Below are 22,917 nucleotides of genomic sequence, written 5' to 3'. Positions count from 1 at the left end.
TAACAACCCCTAGTCGCGGACGAAGAGCCGTTCTACGGTGCACGCATGTCCCCGAACCTGCCCGATGTCGTGCTGTGGTCCATCCCGGCCTTCGTGCTGCTCACCGTCGTCGAGATCGTGAGCCACCGGATCCATCCCGATGAGGACGCCGCGGGGTACGAGACCAAGGACGCCGCCACCAGCGTCACCATGGGCCTCGGCAGCCTCGCCTTCGACTTCCTGTGGAAGATCCCGATCGTCGCGATCTACTCGGGCGTCTACGCGCTGACGCCGCTGCGCGTGCCCGTCCTGTGGTGGACGATCCCGCTGATGCTCCTCGCGCAGGACTTCTTCTACTACTGGTCGCACCGGGGCCACCACGTCATCCGCATCCTGTGGGCCTGCCACGTCGTGCACCACTCCAGCCGCAAGTTCAACCTCACGACGGCGCTGCGCCAGCCCTGGACGAGCCTCACGGTATGGCCGTTCTACCTGCCGCTCATCGCCTGCGGCGTCCACCCGGCGGCGCTCGCCTTCTGCTCGTCGGCCAACCTCGTGTACCAGTTCTGGATCCACACCGAACGCATCGGAAAGCTCCCCCGCCCCTTCGAGTACGTCTTCAACACGCCCTCGCACCACCGCGTGCACCACGCCTCCCAGGGCGGCTACCTGGATCGCAACTTCGGCGGCATCCTCATCATCTGGGACCGCCTGTTCGGCTCCTGGGTCGCCGAGACCGACCGGCCCGTCTACGGCCTGACGAAGAACATCACCACGTACAACCCGCTGCGCGTCGCCACCCACGAGTACATCGCCATCGCCAAGGACCTGAAGGCGGCCACCAGTTGGCGCGAGCGGGCCGGGCGGGTCTTCCGCGGCCCGGGCTGGCAGCCGAAGGCCACCGAGTCGCCCACGCCCACCGTGCGGGGCGCGGAGACCGCCCCGGCCACCGTCGCGGAGCGCGCGGCGTGACGGCCCCGCCCGCGCCGAGGCTGCTCCTCGGCCTCTTCGGCCTTGCCGCGCTCGGCGACCTCCTCGCGCTCCTCGCCGCCTGGGAACCCGGCCACGCCGTCCTCAAGCCGCTGCTCATGCCGCTCCTCGCGGCGTACGTATGGACCCGGTGCGGCCCGCGGCTGCTGATCGCCGCCCTTCTCTTCGGCTGGGGCGGCGACACCCTGCTGCTCTTCGACGCCGAACCCGCCTTCCTCGCGGGGATGAGCTCCTTCGCGGCCGGGCACCTCTGCTACCTCGCGCTTTTCAAGCGGTACGGCGACACCGGGAGGTACGCGGGCCCCGGCGGCTCACCCCGCGCGCGTGGGGCGGCGCTCGGGGCCGCGTACGCCCTCGCGCTCCTCGGGACCGTGGCGCTGCTCTGGCCGGACCTGCCCGCCGACATGCGCGGCCCCGTCGCGGGCTACAGTCTGCTGCTCACCACCATGGCGTTCGGTGCGACCACCCTGGGGGCGGCGGCCGCGGCGGGAGGGGCGCTGTTCCTGCTGTCGGACACGCTCATCGCCACCGGCGTCGCCGACTGGCCGCAACTGCCCAGGCCCGACTTCGCGATCATGCTCACCTATCTCGCGGCGCAGTTCCTGCTGGCCCGAGCCGTGCTGCGGGAAGCGGCGCCGCGGGGCAGCGGAAGTCACCACCGGATCGGCACCGGCACCGCGGTCAGCAGCGCCGACAGCGCCACGACCACCCCCAGCGCCACCACTTCCCGGCGCGCGGGAGCATAGGCGCCGACCCGGTCGCCCGCGCCGCGCAGCCGGCGGCGGGCCAGCAGCGCGAGCACCGCGACGACGGCCACCAGCAGCCCCTTGGCGAGCAGCGTGCGGCCGTACGCCGTCCCGGTGAGCTGATCGGCGACCGTGCCCGGCGGCATCCGGCGCAGCGTGCTGAAGACCCCCGTCACGGTGATCGCCGCGAACAGCACGGCGGCCACGCGCGCGTAGAGGCCGAGAACGCCCACGCCCGCCTCCGGAGCGGTCGCCCGCCACTGCCGCAGTATCCGCAGGACGTACAGCAGACCGCCCGCCCAGAGCGCCGCGCACGTCAGATGCACGAGCGTCAGCCCGCTGCCGACCAGGGGGTTGTCCTCCACCGGGGGATGGGCCCGCAGCGCCTCCGCGACGATCACCGCCGCCAGGGGGAGCGCGGCCGAGGAAGGGCGCCGTGAGTGGGCGCACAGCGCGGCCACGACGAAGGCGTTGACCTCCAGGAGGGCGAGCCTGCCGTCACGGGAGCCGGACAGCCGCCCGAGGTCCAGGTCGGACAGCTGCTGCGGGACGAGGTTGCCGTTCGCCACGATCGTGGCGAGCACCAGCGCCGCCCCGCACCCCGCCCACGCCGCGTACGCCGACCAGCGGCGGGGCGACCGGTCCAGCGGCGCCCCCGGGACACGCCGCGCGAGCCGGGTCGCGAACACCTCGCCCACCTGCACGCACAGCGCCGCGAACATGACCGTCCGCAGGAACGTGATGCCGCTGGTACCGGGCGCCAGGGCCTCGCCGGTGCCGCGCAGCGCCGCCGGGGGCCCGAGCAGCGGGATCATCGAGGCCGCGGCCAGCAGGACGAGCACGGCCACCGCGCGGCCCAGGGGAGGGGCAGCCACGTCGGTCGCTGCCTCGCCCCCGGGCTCGGCGGACGGTCGTATGGGGCTCACCACAAGATCTTCACCAGGGGTCCGCGAGGCGGGCAAGTCCTGAGGGACAAGTGGGGCAATACCGTTCCGACCGGACCATCGCATTCGGCCGAGTACCGCCCGCCCCTCAGAGCCAGCGGGGCAGGTCGCCTCCCCAAGGGCCGGGCGGCCGGGCCCAGTTGGCCGGGCCGCCCGCGAAGGAGAAGGGCGGCAGGGCGTGCCGGAGCCGCCCGAGCGGCCCGTCCGTCTCGGCGAGCCAGGGCCCGGGGCCGTCGTACCTCGCCGCGGGACGACCGTCGCTCGGGCCGCCGCCCGGACCGCATCCGTCCGCCTCGGCGGGCTCTGCCAAGTCTTCGCCGGGCTCCGCCAGGTCCTCGGCGGCCGGCCCCGTCAGCCACGCGGCCGTGTGCGCCAGCGCGAGCCGCGCCAGGTACGTCCCGCCCGTCAGGGACCGCTCCGTGAGCGAGCGCAGGACGGCCGCCGCGAGGAGATGGCCCGTGCCGTGGTCCAGCGCCTGGGCGGGCAGCGCCCCCGGCCGCTCGGCGGACCCCTCGACGGCGGCGATCCCGGTCGCCACCTGCACCAGACTGTCGAAGCCGCGCCGCCCCGCCCACGGCCCGTCCGCCCCCCACGCGGACAGCTGGGCGAGGACGGCGCCGGGCCTGCGCCCGGCCAGCGCCTCGGGGGAGAGGCCGAAGTGGTCGAGGGCGCCCGGCCGGTAGCCGGTGACGACCACGTCGGCGCGTTCCAGCAGGTCGTCGAAGGTCCGCCGGTCCGCGCGGGCGCCCAGATCGAGCGTGGCCGAGCGCTTTCCGAAGCCCGTGTCCGCGTGCTGGTCGGGCAGTTCCGGCAGCCCCGGCGGATCGACCCGCAGCACGTCCGCGCCGAGCAGCGCGAGTGTGCGGGTGGCGACGGGGCCCGCGATGACCCGCGTCAGATCGAGCACCCGCAGCCCCTGAGCGGGCAGCGCGGGATTGCCGTCGAGCGGCGGGAGGGGCCGCGCCGGGCCCTCATCGATCCGCTCGCGCAGCAGCAGCGGACGCCCGGCCACCGCCGCGCCCTGCGGATGCGCGGCCCACTCCCGTGGCGACCGCAGCGCCACGGCGAGGCCCCCGGCGGCGTACACGGCGTCCTCCACATCCACGGCCGACCGCTCGGCGAGGAGCGCGCCGACCGTGTCCACGTCAACGGACGGTGTGAGCCCGAGGGCGGCCGTCAACGCCGCCCGATGGTGCGGGTAGTTGGCGTGCGTACGCACCCAGCCGTCCGCGGTACGCCAGAAGCGGGACAGCGGCGCGAAGGAGACCGGTGCGCGCCCGTCCACCAGCAGCTGCCGCTCACTGGTGAACGCGGTCGCGACGGCCCCGTCGTCGACCCGCACCCGTGGCACCTCCCGCCCCGTGCGGTACGCGGTCGACTCGGCGGCGGCCAGCGCGCAGACCCCCACGCAGGCGCGGGCGAGCCCCATGACGGGGAGCCGCGCGGGCAGGGCGCCCGCGCGCGGGACCACCGAGACCCGGGAGACGAGGGCGGGGTCGCCGCCGAGCGCCGCCCAGGCCGCGCGCGTACCGTTCAACGATGTGTGCGTCATGCACGCACTATGGCGTACGAAACAGGCCCCACGGATGGTGAGGGCCGGGCGGCGCGCACCGCCCGGCCCCCGGCGCGCACCGCCCGGCCCCCGGCGTCACCCAGGCGCTTACTTCCGCACGGCGTCCAGCGCGTCGGCCATGCCCGCGCCGTAGAAGCCGTTCTTGTTCGTGCCGCCCTCACAGACCGCGTCCACTTTGCCGTCACCGTCGAAGTCGTACGGATCGGTGCACACCATCGCGTCCGCCTGGCGGTACAGGAGCGACTTGATCCGCGCCACCGAGGCGTGCGGGTGCGTGGACTTCAGCAGCGCTACGACGCCCGCGACGTGCGGAGACGCCATCGACGTACCGCCCTTGTAGCCGAACTTGCCGCCCGGCAGCGTGGACAGGATCCTGCCGTCGACGGCCGGCGGCCGCGGCGCCTGGAACTCGGTCCTGTCGCCGCCGGGTGCCGTGATGTCGATGACGCCCTGGCCGTAGTTCGAGTACGACGCCTTGAGTCCCTTCGCACCGGTCGCCGAGACGGTCACGACGCCGGGCAGCTGCGACGGGAGGTCGAGGCAGTCCTTCGTCTTGATCGTGCGCGGCACCGGTGTGGTGTCGTCGGGGCTCGTCTTGTCGAGGATCTCTTCCTGGGCGAGGTCGGTCTTGGCGTTGCCCGCGGCCGCGACGTTCACCGCGCCCTTGCGCTCCGCGTACCGCGCGGCCCGGCCGACCGCGTCGACCAGCGCCTTCTGGTCGGCGTCCGTCTTGCAGTTGAAGAGCCACGGGTCGGTGTAATAGCTGTTGTTGGTCACGTCGACGCCGTGGTCGGCCGCCCACATGAAGCCGCAGACGACGGCTTCCGTGTAGTACATGCCGGTCGCGGGCTCCGCCACCTTCAGGCTCGCGACCTTCACGCCGGGCGCGACACCCGTGACGCCGGTGCCGTTCTTCGCGGCGGCTATCGAGCCCGCCACATGCATGCCGTGGTCGCTCTCCTTGGCCACCGGACGCCACGCGTTGCCCTTCTGGACGGGCACGCCGCCCAGACAGCTCGCGGACGCCCGCCGGTCGAAGTTCGGCGCTATGTCGGGGTGCGTGTCGTCCACCCCGGAGTCGAGCACCGCGACCGTGACCTCGCGGCTGCCGAGCGAGATCTCGTGCGCCTTGTCCGCCTTCATGGCGGGCAGGTCCCACTGGAGCGGCTCCAGCTCGTCCTGGCCCGCGGCCGCCTCGCCCGCCGCGGCCTTCGCCTCGGCGGCGGTCAACGGCCGCTCGGAGTCGAGGGCGTTGTCGGACTGCGCGGACAGCGGAGCCGTCCGGGTCGCACCCGCCGAGTCGACGCCCTTCGCCTTGCGGATCGTCTTCGCGAAGTCCGGGTTCGCCGAGTGGACGACGATGACGCCGATCTTGTCGTACGCGATGACGACGTCACCGCCGGCCTTGGCGATGGCCCGCTGGACGCGCGTCGAAGTGCCCTTGCCGGGGCGGACGTTGACCACGTAGCTCATCGACGCCGCATCCGAACCCGCAGTCGACGCGGAGGACGCCGAAGCGGGCGCGTCCGGCATCGAGGCGGGCCGCGCCGACGCCGAACCCGGCAGGAAGGCGACGGCCGAGGCCACCGCGACCCCGAGGGGAAGGGCCAGCGCACGGCGGGAACGCGGGAAGCCGGTGGTGGTCCTGCCGTGGGACCTGGACATCTCCATGCCCCCCGTCACTTCTTCTTCACGGCGTCGAGCGCGTCGACGAGACCGCTGCCGTAGAAGCCGTTCTTGCCCTTGCCGCCGCTCTCGCAGACCGCGTCGACGTCACCGTCGCTGTCCGGGTCGTACGGCTCGGCCGGGCACTCCAGGGGATCGGCCTGCTTCTTTAGGAGGCGCTGCAGTTCGGCGGGGCCCGCCTTGGGATGCGTGGACTTCAGCAGCGCGGCGACGCCCGCGGCGTGCGGCGCGGCCATCGACGTACCGCGCAGCCAGCCGTACTCGCCGTTCGGCATGGTGGAGAGGATGTTGCCGTTCTTCGACGGGGTGTCGGCCGGCAGCTGGAACTTGTCGCCGCCCGGCGCCGTGACGTCCACGACGCCCTTGCCGTAGGTGGAGTACGACGACTTGAGGTTCTTGACGCCCGTCGCGCTCGTCGTGACGACGCCCGGCAGCTGGGTCGGCACGTCCAGGCACTCGCTCGGGTCGATGGTGCGGGTGACCGGCGTGGAGTCGTCGGGGCTCGACTTGTCGACGATCGCGTCGGAGGCCAGGTCGTGGTTGGAGTTGCCCGCCGAGGCGACATTCAGGATGCCCTTGCCCCGGGCGTACAGCTGGGCCCGGTTCACCGCGTCCAGGATGGCCTTCTGGTCCGGGTCGTCCTTGCAGTTGTACAGCCACGGGTCCACGTAGTAGCTGTTGTTGGTGATCTCGACGCCGTGCTCGGCGGCGAACACGAACGCGCAGACCACGTTCTCCGGGTAGAACAGCTCGTCGACCGGGTCGGCGACCTTGATGCCCGATATCTTCACGCCGGGCGCGACACCCGCGACACCGACGCCGTTGCGCGCGGCGCCTATCTCACCCGCCACATGCGTGCCGTGGTAGTGGTCCTTGTTCGCCGGACGCCAGGCGCCGGCCGAGGTGTCCGCCTTGCCGCCGACGCAACTCGCCGACTGTGCCGCCGAGAAGTTCGGGGCCAGGTCCGGGTGGGTGTCGTCGACACCGGTGTCGATCACCGCGACGGTGACCTTCTTGCTGCCCGGGTTGATCTTCGCCGCCTTGTCGGCGCCGATCGCCCGCAGGTCCCACTGGTCGGCCTCCATCGGCTCGGCGCCCGGCGCGGCGCTCCGCTTCAGGGACGTGGCGTCGGCCTTCGAAAGCAGCTTGGCCTTGCCGTCGTCCGTGGTGCCGGCCGCCCGCAGCGGAGCGGTGTGGGTCGCGCCGGCGGACTGCACACCGCGGACGCCACGCATCCGCTCGCCGAACCCCGGATCCGAGGAGTGCGCGACGATGACGCCGATCTTCTCGTGCGCGACGACGACGGAGCCGCCGGCCTTGGCTATCGCCCGCTTCACGTACGCGACCGTCTTGTGGTCGGTACGGGTGTTGACGACGTACGCGAAGACGGGGGCGTCCTTCGCGGCTCGGGCCGACACGGGGGCGGGTGACTCGTTCGGGGCCGCCGACGCGGCGCCGGGGACGAAGCCCACCGAGGCGGCGAGCGCGACACCGAGCGGCAGGGTGAGCGCCGTGCGGCGTCTTGAACGCAGATGAGCCATGGGATCTCCACATCATCCGGATACGGAACTGCCCGAACACAGCTGGTGCTCGGGCAGGTACATGACGGGTCGTGCAGGGGCGAAGCTATCCCCCGAACTCCCAGGCCAGCAATGGCCCGTAACAGAATCCGGAGAGATCCCGGAAAGATCAGGGAGTGATCAGGGAGTCGGGGCGCGTCGTACGCGCCGCCGTGACGTTGAGCAGACAACAGAAGCAACATCAACCCCTGTCGGATCACGCCCCATGGCCCTAGCATCGCCAACCGTGGCTCACGTGATCCGCGTCACGCCGGAAAGTGAGACCAGGCAGCACATGGAAAAACTGTCCGTCCCCACCCCACCCGCACCACGAGGAGACTCCGTGGCCACCGACGCACCGCCCCCTTCGAAGGGTGGCGCAGGAAAAGAACCCGCTCCCCACGCGCCCTCCACGGAGGAGTTCACCGAGGTGCAGGAGAGCGCGGAGTTCGGCGAACTGCGCCGCGCACACCGCTCGTTCGCCTTCCCCCTCACCGTCGCCTTCATCACCTGGTACCTCGTGTACGTCCTGCTCTCCAACTACGCGGGCGACTTCATGGGCACCAAGCTGTTCGGCAACATCAACGTCGCCCTGGTACTCGGCCTCGGCCAGTTCCTGACGACGTTCCTCATCGCCTGGTTCTACTCGCGGCACGCCGCGGCGAAGCTCGACCCGAAGTCCGAGGCGATCAAGTCCCGTATGGAGTCCGGCAACTCCGGCAACAAGGAGGGCGACGCATGAGCCCCGCGCAGACCGCCGTCATCGACCTCGCGGCGGCGTCCGACGCCTCCCAGCACCGGCCGCTGATCATCAGCCTCTTCGCCGCCTTCGTCGTCGCCACCCTCTTCATCACCGTCTGGGCCGGCCGCCAGACCAAGAGCGCCGCCGACTTCTACGCGGGCGGCCGCCAGTTCACCGGCTTCCAGAACGGCCTCGCGATCTCCGGCGACTACATGTCCGCCGCGTCCTTCCTCGGCATCGCGGGCGCCATCGCCCTCTTCGGTTACGACGGCTTCCTGTACTCCATCGGCTTCCTCGTCGCCTGGCTCGTGGCGCTCCTCCTGGTCGCCGAACCGCTGCGCAACTCAGGGCGCTACACCATGGGCGACGTCCTCGCCTACCGCATGCGCCAGCGCCCCGTCCGCACGGCCGCCGGCACCTCCACCATCGTCGTCTCGATCTTCTACCTGCTCGCGCAGATGGCGGGCGCGGGCGTCCTGGTCTCCCTGCTGCTCGGCATCACCTCCGACGCCGGCAAGATCCTCATCGTCGCCCTCGTCGGCGTCCTGATGATCGTCTACGTCACCATCGGCGGCATGAAGGGCACCACCTGGGTGCAGATGGTCAAGGCCGTCCTGCTCATCACGGGCACCGTGCTCATCACCTTCCTCATCCTGCTGAAGTTCAACTTCAACGTCTCCGATCTGCTGGGCTCGGCCGCCTCCAACAGCGGCAAGGGCTCGGCGTTCCTGGAGCCCGGCCTCAAGTACGGCGTGAGCGCCACCTCGAAGCTGGACTTCATCTCGCTCGGCATCGCCCTCGTCCTCGGCACCGCCGGCCTGCCGCACATCCTGATCCGCTTCTACACCGTGCCCACCGCCAAGGCCGCCCGTAAGTCCGTGAACTGGGCGATCGGCATCATCGGCGCCTTCTACCTGATGACCATCGTGCTCGGCTTCGGCGCCGCGGCCCTCCTCAAGCCCGGCGACATCATCGCCTCCAACAAGGCGGGCAACACGGCGGCGCCCCTCGCCGCCCTGGAGATCGGCGGCGGTGGCGACTCCACCGGCGGCGCGATCCTGCTCGCGGTGATCTCCGCGGTCGCCTTCGCCACCATCCTCGCGGTCGTCGCGGGCCTCACCCTGGCCTCGTCGTCGTCCTTCGCGCACGACATCTACGCCAACGTCATCCGCAAGGGCAAGGCCACCGAGAAGGAGGAGATGAAGGCCGCCCGCTGGGCGACCGTCTTCATCGGCGTCGTCTCCATCGCGCTCGGCGCCCTCGCCCGCGACCTCAACGTCGCGGGCCTGGTCGCCCTCGCCTTCGCCGTCGCGGCCTCCGCGAACCTGCCGACGATCCTCTACAGCCTGTTCTGGAAAAGGTTCACCACCCAGGGCGCCCTCTGGTCCATCTACGGCGGCCTCGCCGCCGCCGTCGGCCTCGTGCTCTTCTCCCCGGTCGTCTCCGGCAAGCCCACCTCGATGTTCCCCGACGCGAACTTCGACTTCTTCCCGCTGGAGAACCCCGGCCTGATCTCCATCCCGCTGGGCTTCCTGCTCGGCTGGCTCGGCTCGGTCCTCTCCAAGGAGAAGCCCGACAAGGGCAAGTACGCCGAGCTGGAGGTCAAGTCCCTCACCGGCGTCGGAGCCCACTGATCAGGAAACGTTCACATGTTCGTAGCGGCCGCGTCGTAGAGTCCTACGAGGCGGCCGCCGCGTTCCTCGTGGCAAATGGCCCATGGCGTTGTCAGAGGTGTCGCGTAAGGTCGTAAGCGAGTGGGCACCAAGTGGGACCCACCAGCAACCAACCGCCGGGGAGGGGGCCGCAGTGCTCATCGACACCTATGGCCGAGTCGCCACTGACCTGCGCGTATCACTGACCGACCGCTGCAATCTGCGGTGCACGTACTGCATGCCGGAAGAGGGCTTGCAGTGGCTGGCCAAGCCCGATCTGCTCACTGACGACGAGATCGTCCGCCTCGTGCGGATCGCCGTCACCCGGCTCGGGATCACCGAAGTCCGCTTCACCGGCGGCGAGCCCCTCCTGCGCCCCGGCCTCGTCGGCATCGTCGAGCGCTGCGCCCAGCTGGAGCCTCGTCCGAAGATGTCCCTGACGACGAACGGCATCGGCCTCAAGCGCACCGCGAAGGCGCTCAAGGCCGCCGGCCTGGACCGGGTCAACGTCTCGCTGGACACCCTGCGCCCCGACGTCTTCAAGACGCTCACCCGGCGCGACCGCCACAAGGACGTCCTCGAGGGCCTCGAAGCCGCCCGCGACGCCGGCCTCACCCCGGTCAAGGTCAACACCGTCCTGATGCCGGGCCTGAACGACGACGAGGCCCCGGACCTCCTCGCCTGGGCCGTCGAGAACGACTACGAGCTGCGCTTCATCGAGCAGATGCCCCTCGACGCCCAGCACGGCTGGAAGCGCGACGGCATGATCACCGCGGGTGACATCCTCCAGTCCCTGCGCACCCGCTTCGAGCTCACCGAAGAGGGCTCCGGAGAGCGCGGCTCGGCACCCGCCGAGCGCTGGATCGTCGACGGCGGCCCCCACCGCGTCGGCGTCATCGCCTCCGTGACCCGCCCCTTCTGCTCGGCCTGCGACCGTACGAGGCTGACGGCCGACGGCCAGGTGCGCACCTGCCTCTTCGCCACCGAGGAGACCGACCTGCGCGCGGCCCTGCGCGCGACCCCGGCCGAAGGCGCGGACGGCACGGCCGACGCGGAGGAGCTGACCGGCTCGGACGAGGAGATCGCCCGCATCTGGAAGCTCGCCATGTGGGGCAAGAAGGCCGGCTCCGGCCTGGACGACCCCTTGTTCCTCCAGCCGGAGCGCCCGATGTCGGCGATCGGCGGCTGACCCTAATAACTTAACGCCGACGCGACCTGCGCTGTAGTATTTCCCCGTCGTGGACGGTATCTCCGGGCATGACGAAGGGCCCGGCTCCTGCCAGAGCGAGGCCCTTCGCGCAGTAGTTCACGAGCCCGGTCGCCTTCTACTCGACCGGGCTCGCTGCGTTTCGCAGCGCACCGATCGCGACCGTCTCATGGGTGGGCGCCCTATCGGACGAACTGCCCCACACATCCGGTGATCGTTACGAGTAAGCCGAGCAGTCCGATCCAGACCTGCCACTTCTCAGGACCGGTCCAGCGCTCACGTGGCTCCCAGCGACGATCATTCATTTATCCACCCCCCCTCCACCAGGGAAACCAGGGAAATGGCCGCACGGAACCACACGCGGAAAGACTGTGGTGGTGTGCGTCGTTCCGACGGGGGATGCGGAACGCGAAGGAAGTATCCCAGGTGGTCCCCGCACCCGGCACTGGAACCACATGATTGATCTGAGCTTTTCTTGAGCTTGGCAGGTCAGGCGCCATGCCCAAGGAGCCCTGGAGGGTGGAGAATTGCCGGTGCCCGCTCAGCGCTTCCCGGCTTCACCTCTCGTCGGCGCGGGACTCCCACTCGGGCAGCGTCACGACTTCCTTCAACATGCCGCGTACGCCGAGGAATTGGGAGAGGTGCTCGCGGTGCTCCTCACACGCGAGCCACGTCTTGCGGCGCTCCGGCGTGTGGATCTTCGGGTTGTTCCAGGCGAGGACCCAGACCGCGGCCGCGCGGCAGCCCTTGGCGGAGCAGATCGGCGTCTCGTCACTCACAGTCGCGTCCAAAAACGTTCCGGAACAAGGCGACGCCGAGCAGCCACGGGGGGAGCTGCCCGGCGTCGGTCTGTCGCTCCGACGGGGGATGCGGAGCGCGTACGAAGTATGTCACGGGCGACCCGGTGACCGGCACCGGAACTACATGATTGATCTGAGCATTTCTTGAGCTTGGCGGAACGTCGACGGTCAGTTCTGCCCGCGTGAAGGGCCGCGCTGCTGGTCGTACCCGGCACCCAGGGGATCTTCCGGGACGGATTCCGCGGGCCCCACGGTGGCGGGCGGCGCCAGCATTGGCCGAGAAGGAGCGGGTACGAACGTCGAAGGAAGCGAAGGGTTGCTCTCGCGGCCCGCGTTGGCGATCACCACGGAGATGTACGGGAGCAGGACGCCGAGCACCAGGGCGACGATGGCGACATGCCGCTCCACGTTCCACAGCACGGCCGCGGCCACGACGGAGACGGTCCGCACCGACATCGAGATCACATACCGGCGCTGCCGGCCACGTACGTCCTCCGCGAGCCCCTGCCGGGCTCCCGTGATCCGGAAGACCTGGTTACCGCTCTGCTTCCGCATCACGTTCCACCACCCTGTCCGCTGTGCCGGACTCTCCCCGGTATCTACCCCGGCCCGGCTCACTCCACGTTACGCCTGAGCTGCGCACCCCACGAGACCGGGGCAGGCCTCGCCTCGGCGGGAATCCTGCGCCCCGCCACGTATGGGGGCGCCCGACATGCGCCGTACGGCGCACGGGCCGACACTGGCGGTAATGCTCACGTAGAGCCGTACAAGGAGGCAGCTATGGGCTGGTTGTGGGCGATCATCGTGGGATTCGTGCTGGGGCTGATTGCCAAGGCGATCCTGCCCGGTAAGCAGCACAGTCCGATCTGGCTCACCACGGTGTTCGGCATCATCGGAGCCGTCCTGGGCAACTGGCTCGCGACGCAGTTCGGCATCAACGAGACCAAGGGCATCGACTGGGGCCGCCACGCACTGCAAGTGGCCGCGGCGGTCGTGATCGTCGGCCTGGGCGACGCGCTCTACAAGATGGTCCGGGGCAACAGACGCACGGCGTAGCAGCCGCACGGAAACGGCATGGCAGCCGCACGGAAGGGGCCGGTCCGCATGGACCGGCCCCTTCCCTGTGCGTGGGGCCCTGCGCGCCGGGCGCGGGCGGGTCAGCCCGCCGCCGTGACCTCGACCGCCGCCAGGTTCTTCTTGCCGCGCCGCAGCACCAGCCACCGCCCGTGCAGCAGGTCCTCGCGGGCCGGCACGGCGTCCTCGGCGGCGACCTTGACGTTGTTCACGTAGGCCCCGCCCTCCTTCACCGTGCGCCGGGCGGCGGACTTGCTCGCCACCAGGCCGACCTCGGCGAACAGGTCCACGACCGGGCCCAGCTCGGAGACCTCGACACGCGGCAGCTCGGAGAGCGCCGCCGCCAGCGTCGCCTCGTCCAGATCCGCCAGCTCGCCCTGGCCGAAGAGCGCCTTGGACGCGGCGATGACCGCCGCGCACTGGTCGGCGCCGTGCACCAGCGTCGTCAGCTCCTCGGCGAGGGCGCGCTGCGCGGCGCGCGCCTGAGGACGCTCCTCGGTCTGCTTCTCGATCTCCTCCAGCTCCTCGCGGGACTTGAAGGACAGGATCCGCATGTACGTCGTGATGTCCCGGTCGTCCGTGTTCAGCCAGAACTGGTAGAACGCGTACGGCGTCGTCATCGTCGGGTCGAGCCAGACGGCCCCGCCCTCGGACTTGCCGAACTTGGTGCCGTCCGACTTGAGCATCAGCGGCGTGCCCATGGCGTGGACCGTGGCGTCCGGCTCCAGGCGGTGGATCAGGTCGATGCCCGCGGTGAGGTTGCCCCACTGGTCGCTGCCGCCGGTCTGTAGCGTGCAGCCGTACCGCCGGTAGAGCTCCAGGAAGTCCATGCCCTGGAGGAGCTGGTAGCTGAACTCCGTGTAGGAGATGCCTTCCTGCGACTCCAGGCGCCGGGCGACCGAGTCCTTCGTGAGCATCTTGTTGACCCGGAAGTGCTTGCCGATGTCGCGCAGGAACTCGATCGCGGACATGCCCGCGGTCCAGTCGAGGTTGTTGACCATCGTCGCGGCGTTCTCGCCCTCGAAGGACAGGAACGGCTCGATCTGCGAGCGGAGCCGGGCCACCCAGTTCGCGACCGTCTCCGGGTCGTTCAGGGTGCGCTCGGCGGTGGGCCGCGGGTCGCCGATCTGGCCCGTGGCGCCGCCGACCAGCGCCAGTGGGCGGTGCCCCGCCTGCTGGAGCCGGCGGACGGTGAGGACCTGCACGAGGTGCCCGACGTGCAGGCTCGCCGCGGTGGGGTCGAAGCCGCAATAGAACGTGACGGGACCGTCCGCGAGCGCCTTGCGCAGTGCGTCTTCATCGGTGGAGAGGGCGAAGAGCCCTCGCCACTTCAGCTCGTCGACGATGTCCGTCACGGGTCTCGCGTCTCCTTGGATGTACTGCTGCGTGTACTGGTCTGCACGGATGTGCAGGGTCCGAGGTTATACGCCCTGGCTGATCGAACTCATATTGAAATCCGGGACGCGCAGCGCGGGCATCGCGGCCCGGGTGAAGTAGTCGCCCCACTCGCGCGGCAGCGTCTTCTCCGTACGGCCCGCCTCCGAGGCCCGGCCGAGCAGGTCGACCGGCGATTCGTTGAACCGGAAGTTGTTCACCTCGCCCACGACCTCGCCGTTCTCGACGAGGTAGACGCCGTCCCTGGTCAGGCCGGTCAGCAGCAGGGTGGCCGGGTCGACCTCGCGGATGTACCAGAGGCAGGTGAGCAGCAGGCCGCGCTCGGTGGCGGCGACCATCTCCTCCAGGGAGCGGTCGCCGCCGCCGTCCAGGACGAGGTTGTCGATGGCGGGCGTCACCGGCAGGCCGGTGAGGGCGGCGCTGTGCCGGCTGGTGGCCAGGTGGGCGAGTTCTCCGGCGCGGATCCACTCGGTGGCGTTCAGCGGCAGGCCGTTGTCGAAGACGGACGCGTCGCCGTCGGAGGCGTGCGCGATCACGAACGGCGCCGACTCCAGGCCGGGCTCGTGCGGGTCGCTGCGCAGCGTCAGCGGCAGCTCCGCGATCCGCTCGCCGAGGCGCGTGGCACCCCCCGGCTTGGAGAACACCGTGCGGCCCTCGGCGGCGTCCCGGGCCGAGGAGGACCACATCTGGTAGATCAGCAGGTCGGCCACGGCGGTCGGCGGCAGCAGCGTCTCGTACCGTCCGGCGGGCAGGTCGATACGCCGCTGGGCCCAGCCGAGGCGCTGGGCCAGCTCGGCGTCGAGGGCGGCCGGGTCGACGTCCTTGAAGTCCCGGGTGGCGCGTCCCGCCCAGGCCGACTTGGTGCGGTCCGGCGACTTGGCGTTGAGCTCCAGGGTGCCGTTGGGCTGGTCGTGCCGCAGGCGCAGCCCCGTCGACGTACCGAGGTAGCTCGACACGAACTCGTGGTTCGCGAAGCCGTACAGCTCACGGCCACCCGCGCGGGCCCGGGCGAAAGCCTCGCCGAGGGCGGGGGCGAAGTCCGCGAAGACCGCCGAGGAGGTCTCCGCCGGGGCGTCCGTGAAGTCGGGGGAGGCGGCGGTGCCGGTCATCAGGGTCTGCGCGTCCTCGGCGGGGCCCGCGTGCCGGGCGGCCTCCTCGGCGGCCCGCACCAGCGGCTCCAGGTCGTTCGCGGTGACGGCCGAGCGCGAGACGACGCCCGAGGCGGTGCCTTCCTTGCCGTCGACGGTGGCGATGACGGTCAGGGTGCGGCCGCGGGTGACACCGTTGGTGGTGAGGGCGTTGCCCGCCCAGCGCAGGTTCGCCGTCGACTCCTCGTCGGCGATGACGACGCAGCCGTCGGCGCTGGACAGTTCGAGGGCGCGCTCGACGATTTCGTGCGGCTTGGTGGCGCTGCGGCTCATCGGCCGGCCTCCTGCGTGGTGTTCAGAATGTTCACGCCCCGGAACAGGGCCGAAGGGCAGCCGTGCGAGACCGCGGCGACCTGGCCCGGCTGGGCCTTGCCGCAGTTGAAGGCGCCGCCGAGGACGTACGTCTGCGGGCCGCCGACGGCGGCCATGGAGCCCCAGAAGTCGGGGGTCGTTCCCTGATAGGCAACGTCCCGGACCTGTCCGCAAAGACGGCCGTTCCGGATCATGTATGCCCGTTGCTGTGTGAACTGGAAGTTGTACCTCTGCATGTCGATCGACCAGGACCGGTCGCCCACCACATAGATGCCGCGGTCGACGCCCGCGATCAGGTCCTCCGTGGAGAGCCCGCCGGGGTCCGGCTGGAGCGACACGTTCGCCATGCGCTGCACCGGCACATGGCCGGGGGAGTCGGCGTACGCGCAGCCGTTCGAGCGCTCGAAGCCGGTGAGCTTCGCGATGCGCCGGTCCAGCTGGTAGCCGACGAGCGTGCCGTCCTTGACCAGGTCCCAGGACTGCGCGGCGACGCCCTCGTCGTCGTACCCGATGGTGGCGAGTCCGTGCTCGGCGGTCCGGTCGCCGGTGACGTTCATCAGCGACGAGCCGTACGCCAGCTTGCCGAGCTGGTCGAAGGTGGCGAAGGACGTGCCCGCGTACGCCGCCTCGTAGCCGAGCGCGCGGTCGAGCTCGGTGGCGTGGCCGATGGACTCGTGGATGGTCAGCCAGAGGTTCGACGGGTCGACGACGAGGTCGTAGGAGCCCGCCCGGACGCTCGGCGCCCGCATCTTTTCGGCCAACTGCTCAGGGATGCGCTCCAGCTCGCCCTGCCAGTCCCAGCCGGTCCCGGTGAGGTACTCCCAGCCCCGTCCGACCGGCGGTGCGATCGTGCGCATCGAGTCGAACTCACCGCTCGACCCGTCCACGGCGACCGCGGTGAGCTGCGGGTGCAGGCGGACCCGCTGCTGCGTGGTCACCGTGCCCGCCGTATCCGCGTAGAACTTGTTCTCGTGCACGGTGAGCAGTGAGGCGTCGACATGCGCGACCCCGTCGGCGGCCAGCAGCCGTGCGCTCCAGTCGGCGAGGAGCCCCGCCTTGTCCTCGTCAGGGACCGAGAAGGGGTCGATCTCGTAGGAGGACACCCACGTGCGGTCGGCGTGCACGGGCTCGTCCGCGAGCTCCACCCTCTCCTGGGACCCGGCGGCCCTGATGACCTGCGCGGACAGCTTGGCCATGGCCACGGCCTGCGAGGCGACCCGGGCCGCTGCGTCCATCGTCAGGTCGACGCCCGAGGCGAACCCCCAGGTCCCGCCGTGCACGACCCGGACCGCGTACCCCAGGTCCGTGGCGTCCGAGGTGCCGGACGGCCGGGCGTCCCGCAGCTGCCAGGACGCGCTGCGCACCCGCTCCAGACGGAAGTCCGCGTGGTCGGCGCCGAGCGCCCGCGCGCGGGCGAGCGCGGCGTCGGCGAGAGCCCGCAGCGGCAGCGCCGTGAAGGCTTCATCGATGGAATGAGGCACGAATGTCTCCCTGCTGTCGGCACCGGTCGGGTCCGATCATGTCGCGCCCGACGGGTCGGCGGCCAGAGCTTTCTGTAGGGACCCCACAGGGAGTCCCGCGCGCCACTGTCGGTCACCGATTCTCCGTATCGCGGAAGGTACCGATAGGTTTTCGAGGTACCAGACCGCTTATCGAAAGGGTGATCCGTTGAGCCGCTCGGTTCTCGTCACCGGAGGAAACCGGGGCATCGGCCTCGCCATCGCCCGCGCCTTCGCCGACGCCGGCGACAAGGTCGCGATCACCTACCGCTCGGGTGAGCCGCCGAAGGAGCTCACCGACGCCGGGGTCCTCGCCGTGAAGTGCGACATCACCGACGCCGAGCAGGTGGAGCAGGCCTACAAGGAGGTCGAGGAGAAGCACGGGAACGTGGAGGTCCTGGTCGCCAACGCGGGCATCACCAAGGACCAGCTCCTGATGCGCATGTCTGAGGAGGACTTCACGTCCGTCCTCGACACCAACCTCACCGGCACCTTCCGCGTCGTCAAGCGCGCCAACCGCGGCATGCTGCGGGCCAGGAAGGGCCGCGTCGTCCTGATCTCCTCGGTCGTGGGCCTCATGGGTGGCCCGGGGCAGGCCAACTACGCCGCCTCCAAGGCGGGTCTGGTCGGCTTCGCGCGCTCGCTCGCCCGTGAGCTCGGGTCGCGCAACCTCACCTTCAACGTCGTCGCGCCCGGTTTTGTCGACACCGACATGACCAAGGTGCTGACGGACGAGCAGCGTGAGGGCATCGTCTCTCAGGTGCCGCTCGGCCGTTACGCGCGCCCCGAGGAGATCGCCGCCGCGGTGAAGTTCCTCGCGTCCGACGACGCCTCGTACATCACTGGAGCCGTCATCCCCGTTGACGGCGGATTGGGCATGGGTCACTGATCACCATGAGCGGAATTCTCGACGGCAAGAAGATCCTGATCACCGGCGTCCTGACGGAGGCCTCCATCGCCTTCCACGCGGCGAAGGTCGCCCAGGAGCAGGGCGCCGAGGTCATCCTGACCGCCTTCCCGCGGCCCACCCTCACCGAGCGCATCGCGCGGAAGCTGCCCAAGCCCGCCAAGGTCATCGAGCTGGACGTGACCGACCAGGAGCACCTGGACCGGCTCGCGGGCCTGGTCAAGGACGAGCTCGGCGGCCTGGACGGCATCGTCCACTCCATCGGCTTCGCGCCGCAGGGCGCCTTCAACTTCCTGGAGGCGACCTTCGAGGACGTCTCGACGGCGATGCACGTCTCGGCGTTCTCCCTGAAGTCGCTCACCATGGCCTGCCGCCCCCTGATGACGAACGGCGGCTCAGTCGTCGGTCTCACCTTCGACGCGCAGTACGCCTGGCCGAAGTACGACTGGATGGGCCCGGCCAAGGCCGCCCTGGAGGCCACCTCGCGCTACCTCGCCCGTGACCTGGGCAAGGAGAACATCCGCTGCAACATGATCTCGGCGGGCCCGCTCGGCTCGATGGCCGCGAAGTCCATCCCGGGCTTCTCGGAACTCGCCGACGTCTGGAACAGCCGCTCCCCGCTGGAGTGGGACATGGCCGACCCGGAGCCCGCGGGCCGTGGCATCGTCGCCCTGCTCTCCGACTTCTTCCCGAAGACCACCGGCGAGATCATCCACGTCGACGGCGGCGTGCACATGATGGGTGCCTGACCAGGCCTTACGTACGAAGATGACGCCCCGTCCCCCGCAGTGCGCGGGAGGCGGGGCGTCACCCGTTCGGCCCCCTGGCCGGGCGGCGGCGGGGGAGGGCCGCGCACCCTGAAGTGTGCGTCTCTCCGGTGCGGTGCTCGCCGCTCTCGCCCTGCTGGTCGCCGTGCCCACGGGCGCCGCGTCCCTCGGCGACACCGGTCCCGACCGCCACGCGCACGGGAAGCGGGGCGAGCGGGAGCCCCGGCCCTTCGGCGCGGAGTGCCGCATCGGCGTCCACGGTTCCGCGGTCATCGCGTACTGCCACAACCCGTACCCCGAGACCGACCGGGTCCGGCTGCATGTGGAGTGCGACCGGTGGTGGGACATCGACGTCGACAGCGCCCCGGTCGAGGCGGGCCCAGCCCAGACCGTGCGGCTGGCCGGGCGGTGCTGGAAAGAGGCCCGCTCGGCCTGGGTCAGCCACGAGAAGTGAGGGCCGGCCACCAGGGTCGCCCTAGGGCCTGTCTGACAATTCCCGCCTGCCTCGCGACGCCATGCACGCACTCTCGCCGCACCGGGCGCAGAGCCAAGTACATCCAGTACGAGGCCCTACGCCCGGCACGCCGAGAGCACGCACCTGACGCCGCGAGGCCGCCCTCCGGGCGACGACGGGAATTGTCAGACAGGCCCTAGGCCGGCGCCGGTGACGGTCAGCCGCGGCCGGCGCCCCGGGTGAGCCGCTCCGGGCGGCACATGAAGGGGTAACTCGCCGCTTCCGCCGCGGCGGCCTCGGTGTCCCGCGCGCGGATCGCCTCGACCAGACGGGCGTGGTCCATGTGGGCCTCGGGGCTCAGGTCCTTGCCGATGTCCTCGCGCAGCCAGTCCCGCAGGACCTCGCCGAGGTCCGCGTACAGCGCCGTCATGACGTCGTTGTGGGACGCGGCCACGACGGCCATGTGAAGGGTCGCGTCGGCCGACACGAAGGCCTCCGCGTCTTTCGCCGCCCAGGCCTGCTCGCGGCGCGCGAGCAGCCCGTCGAGCTGCTTGAGGTCGCGCTCGGTGCGGCGCTCGGCGGCGAGCTTCGCGGCGCTCGACTCCAGCGTGCTGCGCAGTTCGGCGATGTGCCGGGGGTCGGCGTCGGCGAACCTGCGGTGCATCACGCCCGCCAGCTCGCTGGTCGCGACGACGAAGGTGCCGGAGCCCTGACGGATGTCGAGCAGGCCGTTGTGCGCGAGGGCGCGGACGGCCTCCCTGACGGTGTTCCTGGCCACGCCCAGCTGTTCGACCAGCTCCGGCTCGGTGGGGATGCGGGAGCCGACCGGCCACTCGCCCGAGGCGATCTGGTTGCGCAGCTCGGAGATGACCTGTTCGGAGAGCGCCGAACGGCGCGGAGTGGTCAGCGGCATGACGTTCCTTCGTGCGAGAACCGGAACCGATTGGACAGCCAATCATCCCATGATTCTATGATGGACCCATGGCTAGTGAGGAAACCACGACGATGACACCGACGGCGACACCCTCCCCGCGTACCGGGACGACGGAGAAACAAGCCCCCACGCGCGCGTGGGCGACGCGTCTGGTCATCGTCGGCATCGTCCTCGCGGCCCTCAACCTCCGCCCGGCCATCACCAGCCTCGGCGCCCTCCTCGAAGAGGTGCGCGACGGCCTCGGCATGAGCGGCACCCTCGCCGGACTCCTCACCTCCGTGCCGCCGCTCTGCTTCGCGGTCTTCGGCGTCATGGCACCCAGGTTCGCCCGCCGCTTCGGCCCGAGCGCGGTGGTCTGCGTCGGCATGGCCGCGATCGCCGCGGGCCTGGTGATACGTCCCTTCGTCGGGGGCACGGCCGGCTTCCTCGCCGCCACCGCGCTCGCCCTCATGGGCATCGCGGTCAGCAACGTCCTGATGCCGGTCATCGTCAAGCGCTGGTTCCCCGACCGGGTCGGATCCATGACCGGCCTGTACTCGATGGCCCTCGCACTCGGCACCTCCCTCGCCGCCGCCCTGACGGTCCCGATGACCGACGCGCTGGGCGGCCGCTGGCAGACCGGCCTCGCCGTCTGGGCGGCGCTCGCCGTCGTCGCCGTCGTGCCGTGGATCCCGCTCGTCCGTGACCGGAGCGCGGCCTCCGCCGCCCCGGAGCACATCAGCACCACCGTCCGGCACGAGGACGCGGAGCTGCGCATCACCCACAGTCGCACCGCCTGGGCCCTCGCCGTCTTCTTCGGACTCCAGGCCACGGCCGCGTACATCACGATGGGCTGGATGCCGCAGATCTTCCGGGACGCGGGCGTCCCCGCGGGCGAGGCGGGCGTGCTGCTCGCCGTCACGATGGCCATGGGCGTGCCGCTGGCGTTCGTCATCCCCAGGGTCGCCACGCGCCTGAACAACCAGGGCCCCGTCGTCCTCGTCCTCGGCCTCTGCGGCCTCTCCGGATACGCGGGCCTCTACCTCGCCCCCGCGGGCGGCGCATGGGTCTGGGCGCTGCTGCTCGGCATCTCCAACTGCGCCTTCCCGCTCGCCCTCACCATGGTCGGCATGCGGGCCAAGAGCAGCGTGGGCGTGGCCAAGCTCTCCGCCTTCGCGCAGAGCACCGGCTATCTGATCTCTATCCCCGGACCGCTCCTGGTGGGCGTCCTCTACCAGCACAGCGGCGGCTGGGGCCTGCCGATCGCGCTGATGGCGGGCCTGATGGTGCCGCAGATCATCGTCGGCACCCTCGCGGGCCGCAATCGCACGGTCGAGGACGAGGTGGCCGCCGGGGAGGCCAGGACGGCCCCGACGGCCTGACCCCGGCGGCGGGGGCACGGGTCAGGGGTGCGAGACTTGCGGTATGCCCGTCCTTGACCCGAACCCCCAGAACGGCCAGAAGAAGCTGCTCATCGTGCTCGGCTCGATGCTGGCCATCACCGTGATCATCGGCATCGTCGCCTCCATCGCCTCCCCGTGAGCTGACCCCGGCAGCGGTCCGAACGGGCTCCGAGAGGGCGGGTGGTGGGGTTAGCACCCCCATCCCCTAGGGGGTCAGTGTCAGGGTCAAGTGGGTGGATCACCGGATGGGCCCAGGGCCGCCGATCGCCTAGTTTCGAGTTGTGCCCGCGACGCAGCGGGCACGGACCACTCGAAGACCACGGAGGCGGCATGTCGGTCCGTACGCACACCCGGCGCGACCCCGCGGAGTCCGGCAGCGTCGAGATCCAGCTCCCGTGGTGGGCCGTCGCCCTGCCCGCCATCGCCTTCGCGGCCCTGCTCCTGCTGGTCCTGAACCCCGCGGACGCGCACGCCGCGAGCAGCGAGCCCGTCGTCACCACCCTCATCGAGCGCATACAGGCCCTGATCTCGCGGACGACCCCGTGAGGCAGGCCCCGCCGGAGGCGTCACCCGTGCCGGGCCACCGCTTCAACTACCTGCGCCCCGTGGCGCGTTTCATGCGAAGCTGGGACGCATGAGCGTCGAAGAACCCCGCAGGATTGTCCTCTTCCGGCATGCGAAGGCCGACTGGCCGCAGGTCTCCGACCACGAGCGGCCGCTCGCCGACCGGGGCCGCAGGGACGCCCCCGTCGCCGGACGCAAGCTGGCCGACAGCGGCATCCCCTTCGACCTGGCCCTCTGCTCGACCGCGACCCGGACCCGCGAGACCTGGAAGCTCGCCGTCCAGGAGCTGCCGCAGCGGCCGAAGACCATCTACGAGGAGAGGCTGTACGAAGCCTCTCCCGGCGAGCTGATCGCCGTGCTCAACGAAACCCCGGACGACGTGCGGAACGTCGTCCTGATCGGTCACAACCCCGGCATCCAGGGCCTGACCGACGTGCTGGCCGGGGAGGCCGAGGACGACGCCCGGGAGCGGCTGAACCGCCGGGGTTTCCCGACCGCCACCTTCTCCGTCCTCACGTACTCCGGCTCGTGGAAGGCGCTCGAACCGGGCGTGGCCACCCTCGTCGACTACTGGGCGCCGTCCGAGTAACCTCCACCGTCCCT

23 protein-coding genes are annotated in these 22,917 nt (G+C 70.9%); 13 read left to right on the top strand and 10 right to left on the bottom strand.

Annotated elements, in window-relative coordinates:
- Positions 1-45 precede the first annotated feature (45 nt).
- Together ACF062_RS00200 and ACF062_RS00195 are read left to right on the top strand one after the other, a co-directional pair.
- Positions 46-951, top strand: a complete 906-nt coding sequence (locus tag ACF062_RS00200; protein ID WP_392133680.1) for a sterol desaturase family protein — start codon at positions 46-48, stop codon at positions 949-951.
- On the top strand, positions 948-1,715 hold the full coding sequence (locus ACF062_RS00195) for a lysoplasmalogenase (protein WP_392133677.1): 768 nt from the start codon (positions 948-950) through the stop codon (positions 1,713-1,715). Before ACF062_RS00200 ends, ACF062_RS00195 begins: the two co-directional genes overlap by 4 nt.
- Here ACF062_RS00195 and ACF062_RS00190 read toward each other — a convergent pair.
- From ACF062_RS00190 to ACF062_RS00175, 4 genes are all read right to left on the bottom strand, one after another.
- The gene (locus ACF062_RS00190) at positions 1,622-2,641 is read right to left on the bottom strand and encodes a CopD family protein (RefSeq protein WP_392133674.1); all 1,020 of its coding nucleotides are present in this window, start codon (positions 2,639-2,641) and stop codon (positions 1,622-1,624) included. The genes ACF062_RS00195 and ACF062_RS00190 overlap by 94 nt on opposite strands.
- Positions 2,642-2,747: 106 nt before the next feature.
- Positions 2,748-4,211, bottom strand: a complete 1,464-nt coding sequence (locus ACF062_RS00185; RefSeq protein WP_392133671.1) for a CoA transferase — start codon at positions 4,209-4,211, stop codon at positions 2,748-2,750.
- A gap of 108 nt (positions 4,212-4,319) precedes the next feature.
- A complete protein-coding gene (locus ACF062_RS00180; protein WP_392133669.1) occupies positions 4,320-5,903 on the bottom strand; it encodes a S8 family serine peptidase in 1,584 nt (527 codons plus the stop codon).
- Between the two features lie 8 nt (positions 5,904-5,911).
- A complete protein-coding gene (locus ACF062_RS00175) occupies positions 5,912-7,459 on the bottom strand; it encodes a S8 family serine peptidase (protein ID WP_392133666.1) in 1,548 nt (515 codons plus the stop codon).
- A gap of 361 nt (positions 7,460-7,820) precedes the next feature.
- On the opposite strand from ACF062_RS00175, the gene ACF062_RS00170 reads away from it, so the two are divergent.
- From ACF062_RS00170 to moaA, 3 genes are all read left to right on the top strand, one after another.
- Positions 7,821-8,219, top strand: a complete 399-nt coding sequence (locus ACF062_RS00170) for a DUF485 domain-containing protein (protein WP_392133664.1) — start codon at positions 7,821-7,823, stop codon at positions 8,217-8,219.
- Positions 8,216-9,853: a cation acetate symporter gene (locus ACF062_RS00165; protein ID WP_392133661.1), complete on the top strand. Its 1,638-nt coding sequence runs from the start codon at positions 8,216-8,218 to the stop codon at positions 9,851-9,853. The genes ACF062_RS00170 and ACF062_RS00165 overlap by 4 nt, the downstream gene beginning before the upstream one ends.
- A gap of 172 nt (positions 9,854-10,025) precedes the next feature.
- Positions 10,026-11,060 carry a GTP 3',8-cyclase MoaA gene (gene moaA, locus ACF062_RS00160; RefSeq protein ID WP_392133658.1) on the top strand — a complete coding sequence of 345 codons (1,035 nt, stop codon included), beginning with the start codon at positions 10,026-10,028 and terminating at the stop codon, positions 11,058-11,060.
- 575 nt (positions 11,061-11,635) lie between these two features.
- On the opposite strand, the gene ACF062_RS00155 is transcribed toward moaA, so the two are convergent.
- Together ACF062_RS00155 and ACF062_RS00150 are read right to left on the bottom strand one after the other, a co-directional pair.
- Positions 11,636-11,857 carry a hypothetical protein gene (locus ACF062_RS00155; RefSeq protein ID WP_392133655.1) on the bottom strand — a complete coding sequence of 74 codons (222 nt, stop codon included), beginning with the start codon at positions 11,855-11,857 and terminating at the stop codon, positions 11,636-11,638.
- A 189-nt stretch (positions 11,858-12,046) separates the two neighbouring features.
- Entirely contained in the window at positions 12,047-12,433 is a 387-nt protein-coding gene (locus ACF062_RS00150) for a DUF3099 domain-containing protein (protein ID WP_392133652.1), read from the bottom strand.
- 225 nt (positions 12,434-12,658) lie between these two features.
- Here ACF062_RS00150 and ACF062_RS00145 point away from each other — a divergent pair, with 225 nt between their 5' ends.
- Entirely contained in the window at positions 12,659-12,934 is a 276-nt protein-coding gene (locus tag ACF062_RS00145; RefSeq protein WP_223773874.1) for a GlsB/YeaQ/YmgE family stress response membrane protein, read from the top strand.
- Between the two features lie 101 nt (positions 12,935-13,035).
- Here the strand turns inward: ACF062_RS00145 and tyrS are convergent, their stop codons facing one another.
- From tyrS to ACF062_RS00130, 3 genes are all read right to left on the bottom strand, one after another.
- On the bottom strand, positions 13,036-14,307 hold the full coding sequence (gene tyrS, locus ACF062_RS00140; RefSeq protein ID WP_223773873.1) for a tyrosine--tRNA ligase: 1,272 nt from the start codon (positions 14,305-14,307) through the stop codon (positions 13,036-13,038).
- A gap of 66 nt (positions 14,308-14,373) precedes the next feature.
- Complete coding sequence (locus tag ACF062_RS00135; protein ID WP_392133648.1) at positions 14,374-15,768, bottom strand: metallopeptidase TldD-related protein; 1,395 nt, start codon at positions 15,766-15,768, stop codon at positions 14,374-14,376.
- Positions 15,765-17,288, bottom strand: a complete 1,524-nt coding sequence (locus tag ACF062_RS00130) for a TldD/PmbA family protein (protein ID WP_392133645.1) — start codon at positions 17,286-17,288, stop codon at positions 15,765-15,767. The genes ACF062_RS00135 and ACF062_RS00130 overlap by 4 nt, the downstream gene beginning before the upstream one ends.
- A 187-nt stretch (positions 17,289-17,475) precedes the next feature.
- Here ACF062_RS00130 and fabG point away from each other — a divergent pair, with 187 nt between their 5' ends.
- The 3 genes from fabG (at position 17,476) to ACF062_RS00115 (ending at position 19,434) form a co-directional block, all read left to right on the top strand.
- Positions 17,476-18,195, top strand: a complete 720-nt coding sequence (gene fabG / locus ACF062_RS00125) for a 3-oxoacyl-[acyl-carrier-protein] reductase (protein ID WP_223773870.1) — start codon at positions 17,476-17,478, stop codon at positions 18,193-18,195.
- 5 nt (positions 18,196-18,200) lie between these two features.
- Positions 18,201-18,962, top strand: coding sequence for an enoyl-ACP reductase FabI (fabI, locus tag ACF062_RS00120; RefSeq protein ID WP_223773869.1), 762 nt, complete (start codon positions 18,201-18,203; stop codon positions 18,960-18,962).
- A 115-nt stretch (positions 18,963-19,077) separates the two neighbouring features.
- Positions 19,078-19,434, top strand: coding sequence for a hypothetical protein (locus ACF062_RS00115; RefSeq protein WP_392133641.1), 357 nt, complete (start codon positions 19,078-19,080; stop codon positions 19,432-19,434).
- A 217-nt stretch (positions 19,435-19,651) separates the two neighbouring features.
- Here the strand turns inward: ACF062_RS00115 and ACF062_RS00110 are convergent, their stop codons facing one another.
- A complete protein-coding gene (locus ACF062_RS00110) occupies positions 19,652-20,347 on the bottom strand; it encodes a FadR/GntR family transcriptional regulator (RefSeq protein WP_392133639.1) in 696 nt (231 codons plus the stop codon).
- 68 nt (positions 20,348-20,415) lie between these two features.
- Here ACF062_RS00110 and ACF062_RS00105 point away from each other — a divergent pair, with 68 nt between their 5' ends.
- The 4 genes from ACF062_RS00105 (at position 20,416) to ACF062_RS00090 (ending at position 22,903) form a co-directional block, all read left to right on the top strand.
- On the top strand, positions 20,416-21,729 hold the full coding sequence (locus ACF062_RS00105) for a CynX/NimT family MFS transporter (RefSeq protein WP_392133637.1): 1,314 nt from the start codon (positions 20,416-20,418) through the stop codon (positions 21,727-21,729).
- Positions 21,730-21,772: 43 nt separating this feature from the next.
- Positions 21,773-21,889 (top strand): SGM_5486 family transporter-associated protein, encoded by a 117-nt coding sequence (locus ACF062_RS00100; protein WP_269075598.1) that lies wholly within the window; start codon positions 21,773-21,775, stop codon positions 21,887-21,889.
- 191 nt (positions 21,890-22,080) lie between these two features.
- Entirely contained in the window at positions 22,081-22,296 is a 216-nt protein-coding gene (locus ACF062_RS00095; RefSeq protein WP_223773866.1) for a hypothetical protein, read from the top strand.
- A gap of 88 nt (positions 22,297-22,384) precedes the next feature.
- Positions 22,385-22,903, top strand: a complete 519-nt coding sequence (locus tag ACF062_RS00090) for a SixA phosphatase family protein (RefSeq protein ID WP_392133633.1) — start codon at positions 22,385-22,387, stop codon at positions 22,901-22,903.
- Positions 22,904-22,917 lie beyond the last annotated feature (14 nt).

The sequence above is a fragment of the Streptomyces sp. NPDC015345 genome (assembly GCF_043078805.1).
Lineage (GTDB): Bacteria > Actinomycetota > Actinomycetes > Streptomycetales > Streptomycetaceae > Streptomyces.
The sequence above is the reverse complement of the archived record's forward strand: the minus strand, read 5'-3'. Positions and strand labels throughout refer to the sequence as shown.